Source organism: Pseudomonas sp. BGI-2, assembly GCF_004310295.1.
GTDB lineage: Bacteria > Pseudomonadota > Gammaproteobacteria > Pseudomonadales > Pseudomonadaceae > Aquipseudomonas.
Genome location: NZ_SISB01000009.1, coordinates 59027 through 81551 on the forward strand (window position 1 = coordinate 59027; position 22525 = coordinate 81551).

General features: G+C 59.1%; 19 protein-coding genes. 6 read left to right on the forward strand and 13 right to left on the reverse strand.

Annotated features, from left to right (window positions below; translation table 11 throughout):
- The first annotated feature begins 143 nt into the window (after nt 1-143).
- On the forward strand, nt 144-752 hold the full coding sequence (lexA, locus tag EYC95_RS08465; protein ID WP_026286346.1) for a transcriptional repressor LexA: 609 nt from the start codon (nt 144-146) through the stop codon (nt 750-752).
- A gap of 10 nt (nt 753-762) precedes the next feature.
- Complete coding sequence (gene sulA, locus EYC95_RS08470) at nt 763-1236, forward strand: SOS-induced cell division inhibitor SulA (protein WP_131059948.1); 474 nt, start codon at nt 763-765, stop codon at nt 1234-1236.
- A gap of 93 nt (nt 1237-1329) precedes the next feature.
- Here sulA and EYC95_RS08475 read toward each other — a convergent pair whose 3' ends face one another.
- From EYC95_RS08475 to EYC95_RS08505, 7 genes are all read right to left on the reverse strand, one after another.
- A complete protein-coding gene (locus EYC95_RS08475) occupies nt 1330-1563 on the reverse strand; it encodes a hypothetical protein (RefSeq protein WP_010456352.1) in 234 nt (77 codons plus the stop codon).
- 106 nt (nt 1564-1669) lie between these two features.
- Nucleotides 1670-2194: a DUF6586 family protein gene (locus tag EYC95_RS08480; protein WP_131059949.1), complete on the reverse strand. Its 525-nt coding sequence runs from the start codon at nt 2192-2194 to the stop codon at nt 1670-1672.
- 141 nt (nt 2195-2335) lie between these two features.
- The gene (gene topA, locus EYC95_RS08485; protein WP_131059950.1) at nt 2336-4963 is read right to left on the reverse strand and encodes a type I DNA topoisomerase; all 2628 of its coding nucleotides are present in this window, start codon (nt 4961-4963) and stop codon (nt 2336-2338) included.
- A 114-nt stretch (nt 4964-5077) separates the two neighbouring features.
- Complete coding sequence (locus tag EYC95_RS08490; protein WP_046047845.1) at nt 5078-5314, reverse strand: DUF1653 domain-containing protein; 237 nt, start codon at nt 5312-5314, stop codon at nt 5078-5080.
- A gap of 102 nt (nt 5315-5416) precedes the next feature.
- Nucleotides 5417-6592, reverse strand: coding sequence for an acetyl-CoA C-acyltransferase FadA (gene fadA, locus EYC95_RS08495; protein ID WP_008007076.1), 1176 nt, complete (start codon nt 6590-6592; stop codon nt 5417-5419).
- Nucleotides 6593-6624: 32 nt separating this feature from the next.
- Nucleotides 6625-8772 (reverse strand): fatty acid oxidation complex subunit alpha FadB, encoded by a 2148-nt coding sequence (fadB, locus tag EYC95_RS08500; RefSeq protein ID WP_131059951.1) that lies wholly within the window; start codon nt 8770-8772, stop codon nt 6625-6627.
- A gap of 540 nt (nt 8773-9312) precedes the next feature.
- Nucleotides 9313-9750 (reverse strand): hypothetical protein, encoded by a 438-nt coding sequence (locus tag EYC95_RS08505; protein ID WP_131059952.1) that lies wholly within the window; start codon nt 9748-9750, stop codon nt 9313-9315.
- Nucleotides 9751-9854: 104 nt separating this feature from the next.
- Here EYC95_RS08505 and EYC95_RS08510 point away from each other — a divergent pair, with 104 nt between their 5' ends.
- A complete protein-coding gene (locus tag EYC95_RS08510; protein WP_008151425.1) occupies nt 9855-10292 on the forward strand; it encodes a universal stress protein in 438 nt (145 codons plus the stop codon).
- 190 nt (nt 10293-10482) lie between these two features.
- On the opposite strand, the gene EYC95_RS08520 is transcribed toward EYC95_RS08510, so the two are convergent.
- Complete coding sequence (locus EYC95_RS08520) at nt 10483-12402, reverse strand: ATP-binding cassette domain-containing protein (RefSeq protein WP_131059953.1); 1920 nt, start codon at nt 12400-12402, stop codon at nt 10483-10485.
- 213 nt (nt 12403-12615) lie between these two features.
- On the opposite strand from EYC95_RS08520, the gene EYC95_RS08530 reads away from it, so the two are divergent.
- On the forward strand, nt 12616-14544 hold the full coding sequence (locus tag EYC95_RS08530) for a transglycosylase SLT domain-containing protein (protein WP_131059955.1): 1929 nt from the start codon (nt 12616-12618) through the stop codon (nt 14542-14544).
- An 81-nt stretch (nt 14545-14625) separates the two neighbouring features.
- Here the strand turns inward: EYC95_RS08530 and EYC95_RS08535 are convergent, their stop codons facing one another.
- Entirely contained in the window at nt 14626-15651 is a 1026-nt protein-coding gene (locus EYC95_RS08535) for a Fic family protein (RefSeq protein ID WP_131060009.1), read from the reverse strand.
- Nucleotides 15652-15719: 68 nt separating this feature from the next.
- Nucleotides 15720-17486, reverse strand: coding sequence for an ABC transporter transmembrane domain-containing protein (locus EYC95_RS08540; protein ID WP_131059956.1), 1767 nt, complete (start codon nt 17484-17486; stop codon nt 15720-15722).
- 257 nt (nt 17487-17743) lie between these two features.
- Between EYC95_RS08540 and EYC95_RS08545 the strand changes: the two genes are divergently transcribed.
- Entirely contained in the window at nt 17744-17923 is a 180-nt protein-coding gene (locus tag EYC95_RS08545) for a PA1571 family protein (protein ID WP_131059957.1), read from the forward strand.
- Between the two features lie 184 nt (nt 17924-18107).
- Here EYC95_RS08545 and pdxB read toward each other — a convergent pair whose 3' ends face one another.
- Nucleotides 18108-19250 (reverse strand): 4-phosphoerythronate dehydrogenase PdxB, encoded by a 1143-nt coding sequence (gene pdxB / locus EYC95_RS08550; protein ID WP_131059958.1) that lies wholly within the window; start codon nt 19248-19250, stop codon nt 18108-18110.
- 331 nt (nt 19251-19581) lie between these two features.
- Here pdxB and EYC95_RS08555 point away from each other — a divergent pair, with 331 nt between their 5' ends.
- Entirely contained in the window at nt 19582-20991 is a 1410-nt protein-coding gene (locus EYC95_RS08555; RefSeq protein WP_131059959.1) for an MATE family efflux transporter, read from the forward strand.
- On the opposite strand, the gene tusA is transcribed toward EYC95_RS08555, so the two are convergent.
- Together tusA and rlmM are read right to left on the reverse strand one after the other, a co-directional pair.
- Nucleotides 20988-21239 (reverse strand): sulfurtransferase TusA, encoded by a 252-nt coding sequence (gene tusA, locus EYC95_RS08560; protein WP_123403368.1) that lies wholly within the window; start codon nt 21237-21239, stop codon nt 20988-20990. The two genes, EYC95_RS08555 and tusA, sit on opposite strands and share 4 nt — an antisense overlap.
- A 195-nt stretch (nt 21240-21434) precedes the next feature.
- The gene (gene rlmM, locus EYC95_RS08565) at nt 21435-22508 is read right to left on the reverse strand and encodes a 23S rRNA (cytidine(2498)-2'-O)-methyltransferase RlmM (protein WP_131059960.1); all 1074 of its coding nucleotides are present in this window, start codon (nt 22506-22508) and stop codon (nt 21435-21437) included.
- Nucleotides 22509-22525: the final 17 nt, after the last annotated feature.

A 22525-nucleotide genomic window follows, 5' to 3' on the forward strand; every position in this document is an offset into this window, starting at 1 on the left:
GGTCAGCTATTTAACCATACAACGGCGAGGCTTTAATCAGCAGGCTGATTGACCGTCCAGCGGCCGGCCAAAAAAGGGGCATTGCCAAGACCGTTCCACTGTATATAATCCCAGTCACTGTATAAAAAGACAGAGCGATCAATATGCTAAAGCTGACGCCACGCCAAGCAGAGATTCTGGCCTTCATCAAACGCTGCCTCGAAGACAACGGCTACCCGCCGACCCGTGCGGAAATCGCTCAGGAACTGGGTTTCAAGTCGCCCAACGCGGCGGAAGAACACCTCAAGGCGCTGGCCCGCAAGGGTGCGATCGAGATGACCCCGGGCGCTTCCCGCGGCATTCGCATCCCGGGCTTCGAAGCCAAGGCCGACGATTCCACCCTGCCGATCATTGGCCGAGTGGCTGCCGGTGCGCCGATTCTGGCCCAGCAGCACATCGAGGAATCCTGCAACATCAACCCTTCGTTCTTCCATCCTCGCGCCGATTATCTACTGCGGGTTCATGGCATGAGCATGAAGGACGTGGGCATTTTCGACGGTGACCTGCTGGCCGTGCACACCACCCGTGAAGCCCGTAACGGCCAGATCGTAGTGGCGCGAATCGGCGACGAAGTGACCGTCAAGCGCTTCAAGCGCGATGGCAGCAAGGTCTGGTTGATTGCGGAAAACCCTGAATTCGCCCCTATCGAAGTAAACCTGAAAGATCAGGAGCTAGTGATCGAAGGCTTGAGTGTCGGCGTCATTCGCCGCTAAAGGAGGCTTTATGCAGTTCCCACACACATCACAGCAAGCCCAACTGCCGTTGTTCGAGGCATTCATGGTGCAACCGTTGGCGCCGATTCTGAAAGACGTGGTCGAGTCGCCCTGGAGTGCCGAACCTGAAGTCTTCAGCGAGCTTTCACTGCGTGGTGCGGCCGGGAACTGCCTGAACCTTTTGGCGCCGATTCTCCGGGAACTGAGTCAGGATCAGGACGCGCGGTGGCTGACTCTGATCGCCCCACCCGCCAGCCTGACTCAGGCGTGGTTGCGAGACGCCGGCCTTAACCGTGAACGCATCCTGCTTCTGCAACCTCGCGGCACTCAAAGTGCTCAGCAGCTGACCTGCGAAGCCTTGCGCCTGGGCCGCAGCCACACGGTTGTCAGCTGGCTCAACCCGCTGAACACAAATTCACGGCAACAGTTGATCAACGCAGCCCGTATCGGGGATGCGCAGAGCCTGAATATTCGCTTGGGTTAACGTGTAAACAAAGCGCGCAATGCATAGCGCGGGGCTTCTCAAAGGATAGAGAAGCCGATCCGTAGCCATATCAGCAGAAAGCGAAGAATGGGATCAGTGGAGGACCCGCGAACTCTCATCGGTATTGAATTCGCCTTCAACCAGGCGCCCTGCCATCTGGACACCGACGCTCAACATCGCCTTGGCGACTTCCACGTGCTGGCCCTGCAGGAAAGCCTTGGCATCCTCGGAGAAATCCAAAGTAACCAGAGAACCCTCGTCCTCGGCCCTGCGCAGCTCGATTCGGCCGTCTGGTAACTCGACAATTTCTAGAAAGGACGTTGGCATAAAGGTCTGTTCTCCACGAAAGGCGGGGATTATATAGGCATCGGCCAGGCTTCGCTCGGTAACTTGACCAGCAGCGCTTTTAATCGCACCGCCGGCTCTCAGTCGATCAGCACTCGTTCAAGCCTTCGCGAAACCGGATCGCCAGCGCTTTCAGGTTTTGACGCCAGCTCTCCAGCTCTTCGCGACTCAACTCCTCAGGCGCCTCTTCTTCATCCAGGTTAACCGCGAGGATGAGCGGCTGGGTCACGTCACCCTTGGGCTTGTGCGGAGCGCGAGGCGGTTGAAACATCGCCGCGTGAGCCGCCAGCAGCTTGGCTAGCCAGGTTTCCCGATTCTGAGCCAGCTCGACCATCTCAGCCATCTCAGGGATGGCGATGGCTTCCAGCACTTCGCGAGTTAGCAACATCTCTGCCCGGGGCGCATTGGCCTGAGGCAAGCGGTAGAAGCCGGCAATTTCATGGCACAGCCCCAGCAACGCGCCGTACAGATGAAACAACGCCGACTCGCGCCCGGCCTGAATCAGTGCCAGAGAATTCATCGCTCGCCCCTCTTCGGCTCTGGCGAGCGCTTCCAGCGACAGGCCGGCGAAATAAATCTTCTGGTTGGTACGGGTATAGAGTTCGTGGGCCATGACGGCAGCCTCCACAACGAAATAATTGCTTAACGCAGGTCAGACAGTGTCGAGGATCACCTCCGCTTCCCGCAAGCACAAAACAAAAAGGCCGCATGAAAACCCGAGGGTTGTCATGCGGCCTTTTGTGTACAGCCTCTTTTACGCTTTGGCTGCCGGACGCTTGTCTTCAACCGTCCATTTACCGCCGTCGTAGTACGCCTTCCAGCCTGTCGGCTTACCGTCGACTTCAGTCTGCACGTACTGCTCTTTGGTCTTGCGGCTGTAACGGATTACAGCAGGCAGGCCGTCCGGATCTTTCTTTGGTGCTTCGCAGAGGAAGTGGTACTTCGGATCGATCTCATCCTTGTGCGGCACAATTTCGATGACCAACGGAGCACGCGTCTCGCGGTTTTTCGGGAATTGGCTGGCCGCCAGGAACAGGCCGGAAGCACCGTCGCGCAGGATGTAGGTGTCATTTACCTTTTCGCATTTCAGCTCAGGCATCTTCACCGGGTCCATCTTCGGTGGCGCAGCGTCACCGCTTTTCAGCAGCTTGCGGGTGTTCTTGCACGTTGCGTTGGTGCAACCGAAGAACTTGCCGAAACGGCCGGTCTTGAGCTGCATCTCGCTGCCACACTTGTCGCATTCCAGGCTCGGACCTTCGTAGCCCTTGATGCGATAGGTGCCCTCTTCGATTTCATAGCCAGCGCAATCCGGGTTGTTACCGCAGATGTGCAGCTTGCGCTTCTCATCCAGCAGATAAGCGTCCATCGCCGTGCTGCAGATCGGGCAGCGGTGCTTGCCACGCAACACCAGAGATTCGGACTCACCCTCGTCATCCGCAGCGATTTCGTCGCCCGGCACCAGGTTGACGGTAGCCTTGCAGCGTTCTTTCGGCGGCAGGCTGTAACCCGAGCAACCGAGGAACACGCCGGTCGATGCGGTACGAATCTGCATCGGACGACCGCACAACACGCACGGAATGTCAGTCATCACCGGCTGGTTGGCACGCATGCCGCCTTCGGCGCTTTCAGCTACTTCGAGCTTCTTCTTGAAGTCGCCGTAGAACTCGTCGAGCACGTTTTTCCAGTCGCGTTCGCCCTGGGCCACGTCATCAAGGTTCTCTTCCATGCCGGCGGTGAAGCCGTAGTCCATGAGATTGGAGAAGCTCTCGGCCAAACGCTCGGTCACGATGTCGCCCATCTTTTCCGAATAGAAACGACGGTTGTGCAGCGCTACGTAGCCACGGTCCTGAATGGTCGAAATGATCGCCGCGTAGGTCGAAGGACGACCGATGCCGCGTTTTTCCATTTCTTTAACCAGGCTCGCTTCCGAGTAACGCGCAGGTGGCTTGGTAAAGTGCTGGGTCGGATCAAGCTTGATCAGCTTCATCGCGTCGCCCTGGGCCATGTCCGGCAGCACGTCGTCATCGCCTGGCTTGGCAATTTGCGGCATGACGCGGGTGTAACCGTCGAATTTCAGGATGCGGCCCTTGGCGCGCAACTCGAAATCGCCGGCACCGACTGTGACCGTGGTCGACAGGTATTGGGCCGGCAGCATCTGGCAAGCGAGAAACTGGCGCCAGATCAGCTCGTAGAGCCGCTCTGCATCACGCTCCATGCCCGACAGCTTGCTTGGCTCGGTGTTGGCGTCGGACGGACGAATCGCTTCGTGAGCCTCTTGTGCGCCTTCCTTGCTGCTGTAGACATTCGGGTTTTCCGGCAGGTACTTCTTGCCGAACTCGCCTTCAATATAAGTGCGTGCCATCGTCACGGCATCGGCCGAGAGGTTGGTGGAGTCCGTACGCATATAGGTGATGTAGCCAGCTTCGTACAAACGCTGGGCCATCATCATGGTTTTCTTCACGCCAAAGCCCAGGCGGTTACTCGCGGCCTGTTGCAGAGTGGACGTGATGAACGGTGCCGACGGCTTGCTGCTGGTCGGTTTGTCCTCGCGCTTGACGATGCTATAGCTGGAAGACTTGAGCTTCTCCAGCGCGGCCATGGCCTGGGCTTCGTTGAGCGGCTTGAAGGCCTCGCCCTTCTCACGCGCCACGTCGAAGCGCACAGTCGCGCCCTTGGCGGTGCCGAGGTCGGCGTGGACTTCCCAGTATTCTTCCGGGTTGAACGCGCGAATTTCACGTTCGCGCTCGACCACCAGCTTCACGGCAACCGATTGCACGCGACCGGCGGACAAGCCACGGGCGACCTTGGCCCACAGCAGCGGCGAAACCATGTAACCCACCACGCGGTCGAGGAAACGACGCGCTTGTTGTGCATTTACACGGTCAATGTCCAGCTCGCCCGGTTTGGAGAAGGCTTCCTGGATTGCTTTCTTGGTGATTTCGTTGAACACCACGCGCTTGTAGCGGCTGTCATCACCACCGATGGCTTCGCGCAGGTGCCAGGCAATGGCTTCCCCCTCGCGATCCAAGTCGGTTGCGAGATAGATGGTGTCAGCATCTTTGGCGAGCCGGCGCAGCTCTTCGATGACCTTTTCCTTGCCCGGGAGGATCTCGTACTTGGCTTTCCAGCCATGATCGGGATCAACACCCATCCGCGAGACCAGCTGCTTGCGCGCCTTTTCTTTCGGCGTGAGCACCGGACCTTCACCCGCGGCGGCCTTGCCGCGTTTGGCGGCTGGCTCTTTGCTGGCGCTAGCCGAACCGCTGGTGGGCAGGTCTCGGATATGGCCGATACTCGACTTCACCACGTATTGGTTACCCAGATACTTGTTGATGGTCTTGGCCTTAGCCGGGGATTCCACAATGACCAGCGATTTGCCCATGGATCAGAAAATTCCTGAATTCTAGAAGTGAAAGGCGGTTGGCGCCTGACGCGGCACCGCTATATATAGTGGCTACAAGGTGAGGTCAAGCGCAGGGTCTTGCGCGCACTCAGCTTATGGCTTGGAAAAAAGGCTCGGTTCGGCTTGCACCAAAGCAAAGCGCGGCACCTGTTCGCCGTCAACCTCGACTGACTCAAGGAACATGCTCAAGGGACGCACCCAAAAGCCGTAATCGCCATACAGGGCTTGGTAGAAGACCACTTCTTCTTCGGTTTCCGAATGCCGCGCGATGCTGAATACGCGGTACTGCGGACCTTTGTAATGCTGGTAGAGCCCAGGTTGTATCGGCATGGTTTGGCCCTCACTCAAATCGTTTAAAAATAAAAACAAAAAAAATAAATTCAGAAAAACAAAAACCGGGGCACTTGGCCCCGGCTTCCATCAGCGAAACGCTTAAACGCGTTCGAAGACGGTGGAGATGCCTTGGCCGAGACCAATGCACATGGTGGCTACCCCGAAGGTGCCGCCATTCTGCTTCATCACGTTCAGCAAAGTGCCGGAGATACGGGCACCGGAGCAACCGAACGGGTGACCCAGGGCGATCGCGCCGCCGTGCAGGTTAACCTTCTCGTTCATCTTGTCGAGCACTTTCAAATCTTTCAGCACTGGCAGGGCCTGTGCCGCGAAAGCTTCGTTGAGCTCGAAGAAGTCGATATCGTTAATACCCAGGCCTGCACGCTTCAGTGCTTTCTGAGTGGCCGGTACTGGACCATAGCCCATGATTGCCGGGTCCACACCTGCCACTGCCATCGAGCGGATAACCGCCATTGGCTGGATGCCCAGGTCCTGTGCACGTTGCGCCGACATCACGATCATGCACGAAGCACCGTCGGTGATCTGCGACGAAGTACCGGCCGTTACGGTGCCGCCCTTCGGGTTAAACGCTGGCTTCAGAGCCGCCAGGCTTTCCAGGGTGGTTTCCGGACGAATGGTTTCGTCGTAGTCGAACAGTTTCAGGAAACCGTTCTCGTCGTAGCCCTGCATCGGGATGATTTCGTCTTTGAACTTGCCTTCCAGGGTCGCTTTGTGAGCGAGCTGGTGGGAGCGCACGCCGAAAGCGTCCTGTTGTTCGCGAGTGATGCCGTGCATTTTGCCCAGCATTTCAGCGGTCAGGCCCATCATGCCCGAGGCTTTCGCCGCGTACAGCGACATGTGCGGGTTCGGATCGACACCGTGCATCATGCTCACGTGGCCCATGTGCTCGACGCCGCCGACAACGAACACGTCACCGTTGCCGGTCATGATCGCTTGTGCGGCAGTGTGCAGCGCGCTCATCGACGAACCACACAGACGGCTGACGGTCTGGCCGGCAGCAGTGTGCGGGATCTGCGTCATCAGGGACGCCATGCGGGCAATGTTCCAGCCCTGCTCCAGAGTCTGGTTTACGCAGCCCCAGATCACGTCTTCGACTTCGCTCGGGTCAACCTTGACGTTGCGTTCCAGCAATTTGCTGATCAAGTGCGCCGACATGTCTTCGGCGCGGGTGTTGCGGTGCATGCCGCCCTTGGAGCGGCCCATCGGAGTACGACCGAAGTCGACAATCACGACGTCTCTTGGATTCAAGCTCATAAAATTTCACTCTCGCTCAAGTGTTGGGACGCTTAACCGAAGAACCGTTGGCCGGTTTTGGCCATTTCACGCAGTTTTGCGGTCGGGTGGTACAGCGCGCCCAAATCAGCGTACTGGTCAGCCAGGGCAACGAACTCGGCAACACCGATCGAATCGATGTAGCGCAGCGCACCGCCACGGAATGGAGGGAAACCAATACCGTAGACCAGACCCATGTCGGCTTCGGCGGCAGTTTCGACAATGCCGTCTTCCAGGCAACGCACGGTTTCCAGGCACAGCGGGATCATCATCCAGTTGATGATGTCTTCGTCAGTGACTTCGCGCTGCTCGTAAACGATCGGCTTGAGCACTTCCAGCACCGACGGATCGGCCACTTTCTTTTGCTTGCCGCGCTTGTCGGTCTCGTAAGCGTAGAAACCCTTGCCGTTTTTCTGGCCCAGGCGCTTGGCTTCGTAGAGCACGTCGATAGCCGAACGGCGATCGTCTTTCATGCGGTCCGGGAAGCCTTCAGCCATCACGTCACGACCGTGGTGACCGGTGTCGATGCCGACCACGTCCATCAGGTAGGCCGGGCCCATTGGCCAGCCGAATTTTTCCATGATCTTGTCGATACGGACGAAGTCCACGCCAGCGCTGACCAGCTTGGCGAAACCGCCGAAGTACGGGAACAGGACGCGGTTGACCAGGAAGCCCGGGCAGTCGTTGACGACGATCGGGTTCTTGCCCATTTTCTTGGCGTAGGCAACGGTGGTGGCAACAGCCAGCTCGCTGGACTTCTCGCCACGAATCACTTCAACCAGCGGCATCATGTGCACCGGGTTGAAGAAGTGCATGCCGACGAAGTTTTCCGGACGCTTGAGGGCTTTGGCCAGCAAGGTGATGGAAATGGTCGAGGTGTTGGACGCGAGGATAGTGTCCTCTTTGACCTTGTCTTCGACTTCGGCCAGAACGGCTTGCTTGACCTTCGGGTTCTCGACAACAGCTTCAACAACCAGGTCCACGTGACCGAAATCACCGTAGGACAGGGTCGGACGAATGCCGTTAAGCACTTCAGCCATTTTCGCCGGGGTCATGCGACCTTTATCAACGCGGCCGACCAGCAGCTTGGCGGCTTCAGCCAGGCCCTGCTCGATGCCGTGCTCGTTGATGTCCTTCATCAGGATCGGCGTGCCTTTGGAAGCCGACTGATAAGCGATACCACCACCCATGATGCCGGCGCCCAATACGGCAGCCTGCTTCACTTCTTTGGCGATGTCGTCGTAGGCCTTGGCTTTTTTCTTCAGCTCCTGATCGTTCAGGAACAGACCGATCAAGCTCTGCGCAGCAGAAGTCTTGGCCAGTTTGACGAAACCGGCAGCTTCGATTTCCAGCGCCTTGTCACGACCGAAGTTCGCGGCTTTCTGGATGGTCTTGATCGCTTCAACCGGTGCCGGGTAGTTCGGACCGGCTTGACCTGCCACGAAACCTTTGGCGGTTTCGAAAGCCATCATTTGTTCGATGGCGTTCAGTTTCAGCTTTTCCAGCTTCGGCTGACGCTTGGCCTTGTAGTCAAACTCGCCAGAGATGGCGCGCTTGATCAGCTCCAGGGCGGCTTCCTGCAATTTCTCAGGGGCAACCACGGCATCGACGGCGCCGACTTTCAGCGCGTCTTCAGGACGGTTTTCCTTGCCGGCGGCAATCCACTCGATGGCGTTGTCGGCACCGATGAGGCGCGGCAGACGCACGGTACCGCCGAAGCCCGGGTAGATGCCCAGTTTGACTTCCGGCAGACCGATCTTGGCCTTGGTGGACATGACGCGGTAGTCCGCCGCCAGGCACATTTCCAGACCGCCACCCAGCGCGATGCCGTTGATCGCGGCGACAGTCGGGACATTGAGGTCTTCGAAATCGCTGAAAATCTTGTTGGCTTCCAGGTTGCCAGCAACAAGCTCTGCATCAGGCAGCTTGAAGTTCTCGACAAATTCGGTGATGTCGGCGCCGACGATGAAGACGTCCTTGCCACTGCTGACGATCACACCCTTGATCGAAGCATCTGCCTTGATAGTGTCTACGGCCTGACGCAGTTCGTTCAGGGTTAGACGGTTGAACTTGTTAACGGACTCACCCTTGAGGTCGAATTTCAATTCGACGATGCCACTTTCAAGAGCCTTAACCGTGATGGCTTTACCTTCGTAAATCATCAACTGATCTCCACGATATGGAAGCTGAACAGTACACGTCGGACGCAGGCGAATGGCTCGGCAGGACGCTTATCGTCGATGCTAACGCCAATCCACCCGGCACACCCGCCAACGCGATAGTCGGGATTCTGTAGGAGCGGTCTGAAATACAAACGCTCAATTCATACGCCCGTTTGATTTGGGTACGCCACCTTCACGGAATTTCCGACAATTGTCAATCGCCCAAAATACGGGTTGAAACGCGACTTTGCGGTCACTTCCGTACTGCGAAGATCTTCAACACGCATCTGCATGTGAGCCCATTCATAGTATCAATAGTTAGAAAAGTCGCCCTAATTCGCTACAGCCTTTGTTTAACAGGCTACGCTGGCGGGAACTCGAGAAAAAAATATAAACAATTTGGGCGAACGCCCGGCGCAAGATCAGCGGCACAAAGAATTACCGGCCTGCCTGGCCAACCCCGGCCCGATGATGATGTCGGGCTTTTTATTGCCTGTCTGTCGGAGGTTTCGCGCCATTGCAGCGCGAAATGTCCGTGAATCATGCCAGCGCTTTCAGCACTGCATCAATGTCCTGCAAAATCGTCGCCTCGCCCTTCTCGCCCCAGTACAGGGTGATCATCTGCTTGTCCGCCTCAACCTTGTAGACGTTGGTTGGCAATTTTTCGAAATGATTGAGCAGCGCTCGGTCTTCGCAAACCTCCTGCCACTGGTTCACCCACACACCCGGCGATTTTTGCCAGTAACTCCAGCACGCCGGCTGATTGCCACGGCGCGGCCGATGGTACTGGGCGCAAGGGCTCGGCGGCTCCTGACTCAGCCAGTGCGGCCACTCCTGAGGCGCAAGCTGCATAGCCAACCCGATACGCCGCGCCTCCATGCGCAAGGCCATGCGCCCGCTCTGCCCACGGGACGGTCGCAACCATGCCAGCGGACTCAGTACCACCAGCAGGATTGACACCACTATCCAGACCGTCATATCTGTACTCCCGATTCTTGATGTGCGCTTTGAGTCACTTTGGAACCAATGCGCTTGAAACCAGCCATACTTACCAATATTGCAATCCTCAGGAGGAGCACCTCATGCCCTACAACCACATTCTGGTCGCTGTAGATCTAACCGAAGAGTGCGACCCTGTAATCCATCGTGCTCGCGAGTTGTCGGTGAGCAACGGAGCGAAATTATCCCTGGTCCACATCGTCGAACCGATGGCCATGGCCTTTGGTGGCGACGTCCCCATGGACCTGTCACAACTGCAACAGCAGCAGTTCGATCAGGCCAAGGAACGCCTGGACCGACTGATCGTGAAGTACCCGGAGCTTTCCAAAGAATACAGCCACCTGACCTACGGCCAGCCACGCCAAGAGATCCACCACCTGGCCAAGGAACAGACCTGCGACCTGATCGTGGTGGGCAGCCATGGCCGACACGGCCTGGCATTGCTGCTGGGCTCGACGGCCAATGACGTGCTCCACGGTGCGCCTTGCGATGTGCTCGCGGTGCGCCTGATCAAAAGCTGAAATACTTTCCATTGTGGGAGCGGGCTTGCTCGCGAATGCGGTGGATCAGTCAATATAAGTGTCGACTGATACGCCGCCTTCGCGAGCAAGCCCGCTCCCACAGGGGATTTGCGTCAATCTGTAGATCGCATTTCATACGAAAAGCCCGGCGTTCATCACTGAACGCCGGGCTTTTTTATTGCAGGATCAATCAGGCATCCAGCTCGGCCCAACGCTCGACCATCACGTCGTGCTCAGCCTGCAACTGCTCAAGCTGAGCGATCACGGCAGCGGTCTCGACCGCAGGACGCTGATAGAAACCGGCATCGGCCATTTGAGCCTCGACGGCAGCGATCTGCTGTTCCATGGCTTCGATCTGAGCCGGCAACATCTCCAGCTCACGCTGCAACTTGTAGCTGAGCTTCTTCTTCGCCATCGGCGCTTCGACTGCTGCAGCAACCGGCGCCGCTTGCGCCGTCACCACCGCCGAAGTCAGGTCGGCTTTGCCGGACTTGCTCTCGGTCACGCCCAGCAGGCGCGGCGAGCCGCCCTGACGCAGCCAGTCCTGGTAACCACCAACGTATTCACGAACCTTGCCTTCACCTTCGAAGACCAAGGTGCTGGTGACCACGTTGTCGAGGAATGCCCGGTCGTGACTGACCATCAGCACGGTGCCGTTGAAGGTCAGCAAGACCTCTTCCAGCAGTTCGAGGGTTTCGACGTCGAGGTCGTTGGTCGGTTCGTCGAGGACCAGCAGGTTCGCCGGTTTGCTGAACAGTTTGGCCAGCAACAGACGCGCACGCTCACCACCCGACAGCGCCTTGACCGGCGTGCGGGCACGCTGCGGGCTGAACAGGAAGTCGCCGAGGTAGCTCAGCACGTGGCGGCTCTGACCATCGATATCGATGAAGTCGCGACCTTCGGCCACGTTGTCGATCACAGTCTTTTCCAGGTCCAGCTGATGGCGCAACTGGTCGAAGTAGGCCACGTCGATGCGCGTCCCCTCTTCCACTTTGCCGCTGGTTGGCTGCAGACCGCTGAGCATCAGCTTCAGCAAGGTCGTCTTGCCGGTACCGTTGGCGCCGAGCAGACCGATACGGTCGCCGCGCGTCAGGACCATCGAGAAATCCTTGATCAGGAACGGGCCACCCGGGTGAGCAAAGCTCACGTTCTCGAGGACCATCACCTGCTTGCCGGACTTATCAGCGGTATCCAGCTGAATGTTGGCCTTGCCGGTGCGCTCGCGACGTTCGCTACGCTCGACGCGCAGGGCTTTCAATGCGCGTACGCGGCCTTCGTTACGGGTGCGGCGGGCCTTGATGCCCTGGCGGATCCAGACTTCTTCCTGGGCCAGCTTTTTGTCGAACAGCGCGTTGGCCGTTTCTTCAGCGGCCAGCGAGGCTTCCTTGTGCACGAGGAAACTGGCGTAGTCGCCGTTCCAGTCGATCAGGCCGCCGCGATCCAGTTCCAGAATGCGGGTCGCGAGGTTCTGCAGGAATGAACGGTCGTGCGTGATGAACAGCACGGCGCCCTGGAAATCCTTCAGCGCTTCTTCGAGCCAGGCAATTGCACCGATGTCCAGATGGTTGGTCGGTTCGTCGAGCAGCAACAGGTCCGGCTCGGAAACCAAGGCCTGGGCCAGCAGGACGCGGCGACGCCAGCCGCCGGACAATTCGGCGAGGGTCTTGTCGGCTGGCAACTGCAGACGGCTCAAGGTGCTGTCGACCAATTGCTGTAAACGCCAGCCGTCGCGGGCCTCGAGGTCGTGCTGGACGTGCATCAACTTGTCCAGGTCGGCGTCAGTGACGATGTTCTGGCTCAGGTGGTGATACTGCGCGAGCAGCTCGCCCACACCGTCCAGGCCTTCGGCCACTACGTCGAACACGGTCCGCTCGTCGGCTACCGGCAATTCTTGCGGCAATTCGCCGATCTTGAGGCCGGGTGCGCGCCAAACGGAGCCCTCATCGGGCTTCTGGTCGCCCTTGACGAGCTTCATCATGCTCGACTTGCCAGTGCCGTTGCGGCCGATAATGCACACCCGCTCACCACGGGCGATCTGCCAGGACACCTTGTCCAACAACGGCATAGCGCCGAAAGCAAGGGACACATCGCTGAATTTGAGCAGGGTCATGAGCTTCTCCAAAAACCGGGCGCGCATTCTACCTGACTTGAGGCTTCAGAAGGCCGGCTATTTCAATGTCGAAGCACTCTGCATGACAATTGTTGCGAACTTGTGCAGAGAGGCCGGCAAAGCTTTCGCCCGTTGCTGGCAAAAGGCTAAGCTACAGACAATTCAGTGCAGGTTAAGCCTGCGCTTGTCGTGATTTCTCTGCCCGGACGTCTCATGCGCAGTCGCCTTTTCAGTCTTTTATCTTGCTTGCTTCTTTCTGCCACTGCCGTTCAAACCGCCCAGGCGGTGGACTTGTCCACCCAGCGTCAATATTACGATGAGGCCAAGCGTGCCTTGGCCAAGGGCGATACCGGCCCTTATTTTCGTTATAGCCAGGCCCTCAGCGATTATCCGCTGGAGCCGTATCTGGCTTATGACGAACTGACCGCGCGCCTGAAAACCGCCAGCAATGCCGAGATCGAAAAATTCCTCGCCGAACACGGTGACTTGCCCCAGGCCAACTGGATGAAATTGCGCTGGTTGCGCTGGCTGGCCGATCGCGGCGACTGGGCGACCTTCCTCAAGTACTACGACCCCAAGCTCAATTTCACCGAACTGGACTGCCTGAACGCGCAGTACCAGATCGGTCATAACCAGAAAACCGAAGGCTACGCCAACGCCAACAAACTCTGGCTGACCGGCAAATCCCAGCCTGCCGCCTGCGACGCGCTGTTCGGGCAATGGGCTGCCGAAGGTCAACTGACCGAACAAAAACGCTGGGAACGCACCAAGCTCGCCGCCCAGGCGCGCAACTATCCGCTGGCCAACAGCCTGGTCAACGGCCTGACCACCCTCGCCCCTCGCGGTCGTTTGCTGGTGGATGTGGCGCAGAAACCCGAACTGCTGAACCAACCTTCGCGCTTTACCCCGGCCGATGAACCGATGTCCGACGTGGTCAGCCTCGGCCTGCGCCGCCTGGCCCGCCAGGACCCCGACAAGGCCATGAACCTGCTCGACGGCTATGCCAGCAGCATGCACTTCTCCCGCGATGAAAAAGTGGCGATCGCCCGTGAAATCGGGTTGACCCTCGCCAAACGCTTCGATCCTCGTGCGCTGGACATGATGACCCGGTACGACCCGGAACTGCGCGACAACACTGTGTCCGAATGGCGTATGCGCCTGCTGTTGCGTCTGGCCCGCTGGGATGATGCCTATCAGCTGACTCGCCGCTTGCCGCAGGATCTGGCGACCACCAACCGCTGGCGCTACTGGCAGGCCCGCAGCCTGGAACTGGCGCAACCACAGAACCCGGAAGCGCAAACGCTTTACAAGAACCTCGCTCGTGAGCGGGATTTTTACGGTTTCCTGGCTGCCGATCGTTCGCAATCACCTTATTCGCTGAACAACAAACCCTTGGTACTGAGCCAGGCGCTGATCAACAAGGTGCGCAACACACCAGGCGTTCGTCGCGCCCTTGAGTTCCACGCCCGCGGGCAAATCGTCGACGGTCGTCGCGAGTGGTACCACGTCAGCCGTCATTTCAGCCGTGACGAAATGGTCGCCCAGGCGAAACTGGCCTACGACCTGAAATGGTATTTCCCGGCGATCCGCACCATCAGCCAGGCGCAATACTGGGACGATCTGGACATTCGCTTCCCGATGGCTCACCGCGAGACCCTGGTGCGCGAAGCCAAGGTCCGTGGCCTGCACTCGAGCTGGGTGTTTGCCATTACCCGCCAGGAAAGCGCCTTCATGGACGACGCCCGCTCCGGCGTCGGCGCCAGCGGCCTGATGCAGCTGATGCCTGGCACCGCCAAGGAAACCGCGCGCAAGTTCAGTATCCCGCTGGCCTCGCCGCAGCAAGTGTTCGACCCGGACAAGAACATCCAGCTCGGCGCCGCTTACCTGAGCCAGGTTCACAGCCAGTTCAACGGCAACCGCGTCCTCGCCTCCGCCGCCTACAACGCCGGCCCCGGCCGTGTGCGCCAGTGGTTGCGCGGTGCTGATCACCTTAGCTTCGACGTCTGGGTGGAAAGCATCCCATTCGATGAGACCCGCCAGTATGTGCAGAACGTGCTGTCGTACTCGGTGATCTACGGCCAGAAGCTTAACTCGCCACAACCGTTGGTGGATTGGCATGAGCGGTACTTCGACGATCAGTGATGGTGGTTTGACGCGCTAAAAAAAATGCCCGCATTGAGAAATGCGGGCATTTTTTCATGGTGTTCAAACAGCTATGTCGAGTCAGTACCGCACCGCCGTTCGTTCGCCAAGCTCGGTCAGGCGATACCTTTGAACCGGACTGCGGGGGGAATCGGGGTCAGTCATTTCAATCAAGCCGACAGCTAATGCGGGCTTGAGATAGTTAGCCCTGAAGGTCGCCTTGTGGGCTAGACCAACCTCTGCCATCAGATCATTAACCTTGAGTGGAGCGGTTCCACGCAGAGCGATGAGTAGTTTCGCTACTTGGTCGGTTACTTGGTCGGTTACTTGGTCGGTCGTAGGTTCGCTTCGGGCAGCCTCGCCGAGCGCAACGCTCAACGCTTGCAGCATGAACTCGACAAAAGGCGTTGATTCGGCAAGCTGATCGGCTGCCGACAACGCAGCGTAATAAGCGTCCTGCTGCTCTCGAATCACCGCTTCGACTGGCAGATAAGCCAATACCGGCCGCCACTGACTGAGTATCAAGGTTTGCCAGAGTCGCCCCATCCGCCCATTTCCGTCGGCGAAGGGATGAATAAACTCGAACTCGTAGTGGAACACGCAGCTGACGATCAAAGGGTGCCAATCTGATTCGCTGAGCCACGCCAGCAAATCGTCCATCAAGTGCGCAACGCGACTCGGCGGCGGTGCCATGTGGACTAATTTTTCGCCACGGTAAATACCTACACCCGCTCGGCGAAACTGCCCGCAGTCGTCAATCAATCCACCCATCAGCAACTCATGCGCCCGCAGCAGGTCGGACTGGCTGCTCGACCGCCACTCGGGCATGGCTTCATAAGCCGCAAACGCGTTACGCACTTCCTGGATTTCTCGCGGCAGCCCAAGAACCCGTCGCCCAGCCAGAACTGCGGTCACCTGCTCAATGCTAAGGGTGTTGTTCTCGATCGCCAAAGAAGCCTGAATCGTACGAATTCGATTACTGCGACGTAGTTGAGGCGTCTGTAGGCGTTCGTCCACAGCCGTCAGCTGACCGATTTGTTCGCTGATCCCGGCGATCAACGTCAGCATTCTGGTGGTCAGGGTCAACGGTGGTTGATAACGACTCATATCCTCATCCAGGCTCGCAACTGAGGCCGACATAATGCCCGAACCTTGCAGCATTCAGCAGCTCTCATTCATGCCGCTTCGTGCCCATCACTAAACTGCAACGCCGCCAACCGCGCATACAGCGCATTGCTGGCAATCAACTCCTGATGCGTCCCCACCGCCACCAGTTTTCCTTGATCCATCACCGCGATCCGGTCGGCATTTTTCACCGTGGCCAAACGGTGGGCGATGACTAGGGTGGTGCGGTTTTTCATCAGGCTCGGCAGAGCTTGCTGGATCAGGTGTTCGCTCTGAGCATCGAGGGCGCTGGTGGCTTCGTCCAGCAACAGGATCGGTGCGTCCACCAGCAGCGCCCGTGCGATGGCCAGGCGTTGGCGTTGGCCGCCGGACAACCCGAGGCCGCCGTCGCCCAGGTGGGTTTGGTAGCCGTTGGGCATTTGCTCGATGAAGTCGTGTGCGTAAGCGATTTTTGCCGCTTCCTGGACCTGGGCCAGGGTTGCTGTCGGGTTGCCGTAGCGGATGTTCTCTTCGATGCTGCCGAAGAACAGCGCCGGGTTTTGCGAGACCAGGGCGAAGCAGCGACGCAGGTCGAGCGGATCGAGTTGGGTCAGCAGCACGCCATCCAGCAGGATCTGTCCCGAGGCGGGATCGTAAAAACGCAGCAGCAGGTCATACACCGTGGATTTACCGGCACCGGACGGACCGACCAGGGCGAGGGTTTCGCCCGCATTGATGGTCAGGCTCAAGCCGTCGACGGCATAGCTTTCTGGACGCGACGGGTAGGAAAAGCGCACGTCTTGCAGCGCCAGATCGCCTTTCACCCGATCAGGCAAGGTGACCAAACCCGAGGTTGGCGGCTGGATGATGTTTTCCGAACGTAGCAGTTCGGCAATCCGCTCGGCCGCGCCCGCCGCTCGCTGTAACTCACCGATCACTTCGCTCAACGTGCCGAAGGCGCTGCCGACGATCAGGCTGTAAAAGACGAATGCCGCCAGTTCACCTGCCGAGATCCGTCCGGCGATCACGTCCATGCCGCCGACCCACAACATTACGCCAACCGCGCCCAGCACCAGCACGATCACCAGCGTAATCAGCCAGGCCCGTTGAAAAATGCGTTTGCGCGCCGTGTTGAATGCCTCCTCTACCGTCACGGCGAAGCGCTGCTCGTCCTGGACCTGATGGTTGTAGGCCTGCACGGTTTTGATCTGGCCGAGGGTTTCGGAGACGTAGCTGCCAATGTCGGCAATTCGGTCCTGACTCAGGCGCGACAGGCTGCGTACCCGGCGGCCGAAAATCAGAATCGGCGCGATCACCAGCGGCAATGCCACGACCACGATGCTGGTGAGTTTGGGGTTGGTGATAAACAGCAAGACGATCCCGCCGATCACCATCAGCAAATTGCGCAAAAACAGCGACAACGAAGAGCCGATCACCGATTGCAGCAACGTGGTGTCGGCGGTCAGCCGTGACTGGATTTCGGAGCTGCGATTGTCTTCATAGAAACCCGGATGCAGATAAACCAGGTGGTTGAACACATGCTTGCGGATGTCAGCGACCACGCGCTCGCCGATCCACGACACCAGATAAAAGCGCGCAAAAGTGCCTATCGCCAGCCCGATCACCAGCACCATGAACAGACCGATGGTCTGGTTGAGCAAATGCGCCGATTGGGTCATGAACCCTTGATCCACCAACAAACGAATGCCCTGCCCCATCGACAAGGTGATGCCGGCGGTGACGATCAGGGCGAACAACGCGCCAAACGCCGGCCAGCGATAAGGTGCAAGAAAACGACTGGTCAGGCGAATCGCGCGGCGGTGACGGGCAGAGAGCATCGGGTTATCCAGTACGCAATTGATGGGGCCAGCCTATACCGCTTAAGTGGGGTGGAACTCTGTAAATCACAATGAGTCAGGTTAATTATGACCACAACGACTAGCGCCTAGACGCTATTGGTCTAAAGTCCGGGTGGCAACGTTGGGGGATTTCTGGTGGACTGACGTTGCCGCTCGGGAAAGACCGTAGGGAGTTGTCACAGCCCGGTCACCTGACGGTTTTAGAGTAAGCACACAACCTGATGAGGAGACAGGCCATGTCCTTGCAAAACAGCAGCGAAGACAAAATTGAAGTGATCCGCACGCAGCCAAACCAGTCTCTGGGTTGCTCGATTATCGATAAGGAAGGGCGCGAAGTACCGATCACTGAAGGCATGATCCAGGACGCTTGCCGCGAACTGGAGCAGCGATTGGTCAAGCCTGCCGAACAAAAGTGATATAGCCACCGTCTTCTTGACCCGGCCCTGATGGCCGGGTTTTTTATGGGTGCTTATCCGGGAATTGCGGTGCGGCCCTTTCGCGGGCAGCCACGCTCCTACAAGGTTGGCGTCGTCCGCCTGTTTAGCGAACACCCAAATCCTGTAGGAGCGAGGCTTGCCCGCGAAAGGGCCAACTCGATATTCAGACAGTCGTAGCGCCCAAAGCCGCCACAATCTTCTGCAACTCAGCCGACTCGCCCTCAATCCGCACTGCCAACCCATCAATCTCCCGCCGCTGCGGGTAATGCTTGCGCAACGCATCAAACGCCGCACGCTGCTCGCTCACATTGCCTACAAGGCTGCGTCGGAAATCCGCATCGTCCCGGCGCGGGTCGTACACGCCGCGGCACAGCATCGCCAGCGCCCAGGCCGGATCGCTTTCAGCGTTCAGGGTCACTTGCGACAACCACGGTGCCGGCAGTAAATCGCTCAAGCTGACCTGGGCCGGTTGCCCGATAGATTCGCAATACGCCTGATAGATCTGCGCCGTCCCTCGCTGCTTGCCATCGAGGCTGTAGCCGGCAATGTGCGGCGTCGCCAGCACGCAGAGTTCGGCCAGCGCCACATCGACTTCAGGCTCGCCTTCCCAAACGTCGAGTACCGCTTGCAGGTCTTCGCGCTGCAACAACACCTGGCGCAGCGCAGCGTTGTCCACCACCGGGCCACGACTGGCGTTGATCAGCCAGGTGCCCGGCTTGAGTTGGTTCAGACGATTTTTATCGAACAGATGCCAGGTCGACTGAGCGCCGTGTTTCTTCAACGGGGTGTGCAGGCTGATGACGTCACACTGCTCGATGATCTGTTCGAGGCTGACGTAATCGCCACCTTCAGCGGCTTGTCTTGGCGGATCACAGACCAGCACGTTCCAGCCCAGGCCCTTCAAGACGTTGACCAGTCGACCGCCGACTTCACCGGCACCGACCACGCCGTAAGTGCGCCGAGTCAGGTCAGCGCCTTCGATTTCGGCCAGGGTCAGCAAACTGCCGAGCACATAGTCGACCACGCCCCGGGCATTGCAGCCGGGCGCGCTGGACCAGGCAATGCCGGCCTGCTGAAAGTAATCCAGATCCAGGTGATCAGTGCCGATGGTGCAGGTGCCGACAAAGCGCACCTTGCTGCCTTCGAGCAACGCGCGATTGACGTTGGTCACCGAACGCACCAGCAGCACATCGGCCTGCTCGACGGTAGCGCGGTCGATGGAACGTCCCGGCACCCGGCGGATTTCGCCGAACCCTTCGAAGAAGGCATCGAGCAGCGGGATATTTTCGTCGGCAACAATCAGCATGGCAGGCTCCTTTGGCGGATCGGCAGTGTAGGCGCAGATGCCTGTAGTGGACCAGCGGGCATTAAGGATCACCACGGTCCTTGTGGTGAGGGGATTTATCCCCGTTGGGCTGCGAAGCGGCCCCTGTTCCTGAATCCGCGTTATTGCAGACACTCCGCGTGCACTGGTTTGGCGACTGCTTCGCAGCCGAACGGGGATAAATCCCCTCACCACAGGGGATCGCAGCACTTCAAAGGCAATTACAAATAGGTAACACAGGACTTTTCCTGACCACTGCGTCAAGGCGTAGAATGCGCCGCCTCGTGCATCAAAATCTCTGGACGTTTCGCCCTTGAATTCCGTGACTGACCGCCCCGCCGCTATTTCCCTCACCCGCCCGGCCCGGGTTCGCCTGGAGCTGAAAAACCTGCTCGGCCTGGCGTTGCCGATCATGATCGCGCAACTGGCGACCACCGCCATGGGCTTTGTCGATGCGGTGATGGCGGGCCGGGTCGGCCCGCGGGACCTGGCGGCCGTGGCGCTCGGCAACTCGATCTGGGTTCCGGTGTTTCTGTTGATGACCGGCACCTTGCTGGCCACCACCCCGAAAGTTGCCCAGCGCTTTGGCGCCGGTACGCACAGCGAAATCGGTCCGATCGTACGCCAGGCGTTATGGCTGGCCTTGGTGGTGGGTTTGATGGCGACTGGCATGCTGTTCAGTGCCGAACCGATCCTGCACATGATGAAGGTCGATCCCGAACTGATCGGCCCGTGCATGCAATACCTGCACGGCATCGCCAGCGGCCTGCCCGCCGTCGCCTTCTATCATGTGCTGCGCTGTTTCAGTGACGGCCTGGGGCGTACGCGCCCGGCGATGGTCCTCGGCCTGTGCGGGTTGGCGCTGAACATCCCGCTGAACTACATCTTCATTTATGGCCACTTCGGTGTGCCGGCCATGGGCGGTGTCGGGTGCGGCTGGGCCACGGCGATTGTGATGTGGGTCATGGCGCTGGGCATGGCCGGCTGGGAGCGCTGGGCACCGGCCTATCAGTCGAGCCAGTTGTTCAGCCGTTTCGACTGGCCGCAATGGTCGGTGATCAAACGCCTGCTGGGCATCGGCCTGCCCATCGGCATAGCAGTGTTCGCCGAGTCGAGCATCTTCGCCGTGATCGCCCTGCTGATCGGCAGCCTCGGCGCCACCGTGGTTGCAGGACACCAGATCGCCCTGAACTTCAGCTCGCTGGTGTTCATGATCCCCTACTCCCTCGGCATGGCCGTGACCGTGCGGGTCGGCCAGGCGCTCGGTCGTCAGGAGCCGCGTGAAGCCCGCTTCGCCGCGGGTGTCGGCATGGGCACGGCGCTGGCGTATGCGTGTATTTCGGCGAGCATGATGCTGTTGTTGCGCGAACACATCGCAACGATCTACACCGCCGACCCGACGGTGATTCGAGTGGCGGCAATGTTGATCGTGTATTCGGCGCTGTTCCAGTTTTCCGATGCGATCCAGGTCACTGCGGCCGGCGCGTTGCGTGGTTATCAGGACACTCGGGTGACGATGATCCTGACGCTGTTCGCCTACTGGGGGATCGGTTTGCCGGTGGGTTACGCGCTGGGCCTGACCGACTGGTTCGGCACGCCGAGCGGCCCGAGCGGGCTGTGGCAGGGTTTGATCGTGGGCTTGAGTTGCGCGGCGCTGATGCTGTCGATCCGCCTGACGCGCAGTGCACGCAAGCGGATCCGCATCAGTCATTCGGCGGGTTAAGCGAGTTTTTTGCGGATCCAGTAGAGGTAGGTGCCTGCCTCTTCATGCTGCCCGACCAGTTCGTGATCCAGAAACACGCAAAACTTGGGAATGTCGCGACGGGTCGATGGGTCAGTCGCGATCACTTTGAGCAGGCCGCCGGGTGCCAGGTCCCGGATGTGCTGGTGCAGCATCATCACCGGTTCCGGGCAGTTGAGGCCGGTGGCGTCGAGGGTGCCGTCTACCGGCGTATCAATCATTTCACTCATGATTCACTCCTGAAACTGCCGGCATTGTCGCGTATTGCCGGGTGTTCGGTCATCTGTGTCGTACACCGCCCCCGCCCTTGTAGGAGCGAGGCTTGCCCGCGAAGGCGTCCTTGAAGACGCCAAAAGCTTCGCGGGCAAGCCTCGCTCCTACAGGGTTGTGTGGCGCCCCGCATATACGGGGGTAAGCAGTGTGCATTAGCGGGACTTGGGTTTCTTAACGTCAATCCGGCGCAAGTGGCAGGTTACTTCTTCACGGTCGTGATACAGCTGTTTGCAGCCGATCTCGACCCGAATCCCGCGTTCCTTGAACCCCTCGGCAATGCGCTCCAGCAAGCGTTTCACTTCGGCGTAACGCTGTTTCATCGGCAACTTCAGGTTGACCACCGCTTCGCGGCAATGCCCCTCGCCAATCCATTCTTCCAGCATCGCGGCGTTGCGCGCCGGTTTCTCGACGATGTCGCAAACCATCCAGTCCACCGGCTGCCGCGGCTTGAAGGTGAAACCGTCGGCCATCAAGTGTTGCACCAGACCGGTGTCCATCAGGCTTTCGGCCATCGGGCCGTTGTCGATCGCGGTCACCAGCATGCCGCGGTTGACCAGTTGCCAGGTCCAGCCGCCGGGTGCGGCACCGAGGTCGACGCCGGTCATGTCGCTGTGCAAGCGTTCATCCCACTGGTCGCGGGGGATGAAGTGGTGCCACGCTTCTTCCAGCTTCAGCGTCGAACGGCTCGGCGCTTCACGGGGAAACTTCAGCCGCGGAATGCCCATCGGCCACATTGCCGAATTGTTGGACTCTGCCAGGCCCATGAACACTTCACGGCCGCTTTTGAAGGTCAGCAGCAGGCGTGGTTTATGCGCATCTTCGACCAACTTGCCGGCCGCCATCAGCGCTTTGCGCAGGTGGCCTTCGAATTTCTTGCAGAAGTTCGACAGTTCCTTGCCATCGTTGGTGTCGACCATCTCCAGCCACAGGCTGCCGCACAGCGGGAAGTCCGCCATGTGGGCGAGGATCACGCTGATGCGGTCGGTTTCCGGCAGGTCGATGAAAATCCCGCGGGCCCATTGGCGCGGGAAGATCAGCTCGGCGAAACGCTGGCCGCGCATCAGGCGCTCGGCGCCGTCTTCTTCGGTGCAGATGAATTCGGCGCAGGCGCTGGCGGTCTTGGCCTTGGCATAACCGGCCACGTTCAGCCGCGCAGCGTGTTCGGAAATCTCGGAACAGACTTCGCCTTCGAAGCCCGGCCGGCAATGCATAAAGAGGGTGTTCATTGAATCTCCTGGGCAAT

Bases quoted from the DNA above. Each gene is read 5' to 3' on its own strand.
- lexA (WP_026286346.1), top strand. From the start codon at position 144: ATGCTAAAGCTGACGCCACGCCAAGCAGAGATTCTGGCCTTCATCAAA.
- sulA (WP_131059948.1), top strand. From the start codon at position 763: ATGCAGTTCCCACACACATCACAGCAAGCCCAACTGCCGTTGTTCGAG.
- EYC95_RS08475 (WP_010456352.1), bottom strand. From the start codon at position 1,563: ATGCCAACGTCCTTTCTAGAAATTGTCGAGTTACCAGACGGCCGAATC.
- EYC95_RS08480 (WP_131059949.1), bottom strand. From the start codon at position 2,194: ATGGCCCACGAACTCTATACCCGTACCAACCAGAAGATTTATTTCGCC.
- topA (WP_131059950.1), bottom strand. From the start codon at position 4,963: ATGGGCAAATCGCTGGTCATTGTGGAATCCCCGGCTAAGGCCAAGACC.
- EYC95_RS08490 (WP_046047845.1), bottom strand. From the start codon at position 5,314: ATGCCGATACAACCTGGGCTCTACCAGCATTACAAAGGTCCGCAGTAC.
- fadA (WP_008007076.1), bottom strand. From the start codon at position 6,592: ATGAGCTTGAATCCAAGAGACGTCGTGATTGTCGACTTCGGTCGTACT.
- fadB (WP_131059951.1), bottom strand. From the start codon at position 8,772: ATGATTTACGAAGGTAAAGCCATCACGGTTAAGGCTCTTGAAAGTGGC.
- EYC95_RS08505 (WP_131059952.1), bottom strand. From the start codon at position 9,750: ATGACGGTCTGGATAGTGGTGTCAATCCTGCTGGTGGTACTGAGTCCG.
- EYC95_RS08510 (WP_008151425.1), top strand. From the start codon at position 9,855: ATGCCCTACAACCACATTCTGGTCGCTGTAGATCTAACCGAAGAGTGC.
- EYC95_RS08520 (WP_131059953.1), bottom strand. From the start codon at position 12,402: ATGACCCTGCTCAAATTCAGCGATGTGTCCCTTGCTTTCGGCGCTATG.
- EYC95_RS08530 (WP_131059955.1), top strand. From the start codon at position 12,616: ATGCGCAGTCGCCTTTTCAGTCTTTTATCTTGCTTGCTTCTTTCTGCC.
- EYC95_RS08535 (WP_131060009.1), bottom strand. From the start codon at position 15,651: ATGAGTCGTTATCAACCACCGTTGACCCTGACCACCAGAATGCTGACG.
- EYC95_RS08540 (WP_131059956.1), bottom strand. From the start codon at position 17,486: ATGCTCTCTGCCCGTCACCGCCGCGCGATTCGCCTGACCAGTCGTTTT.
- EYC95_RS08545 (WP_131059957.1), top strand. From the start codon at position 17,744: ATGTCCTTGCAAAACAGCAGCGAAGACAAAATTGAAGTGATCCGCACG.
- pdxB (WP_131059958.1), bottom strand. From the start codon at position 19,250: ATGCTGATTGTTGCCGACGAAAATATCCCGCTGCTCGATGCCTTCTTC.
- tusA (WP_123403368.1), bottom strand. From the start codon at position 21,239: ATGAGTGAAATGATTGATACGCCGGTAGACGGCACCCTCGACGCCACC.
- rlmM (WP_131059960.1), bottom strand. From the start codon at position 22,508: ATGAACACCCTCTTTATGCATTGCCGGCCGGGCTTCGAAGGCGAAGTC.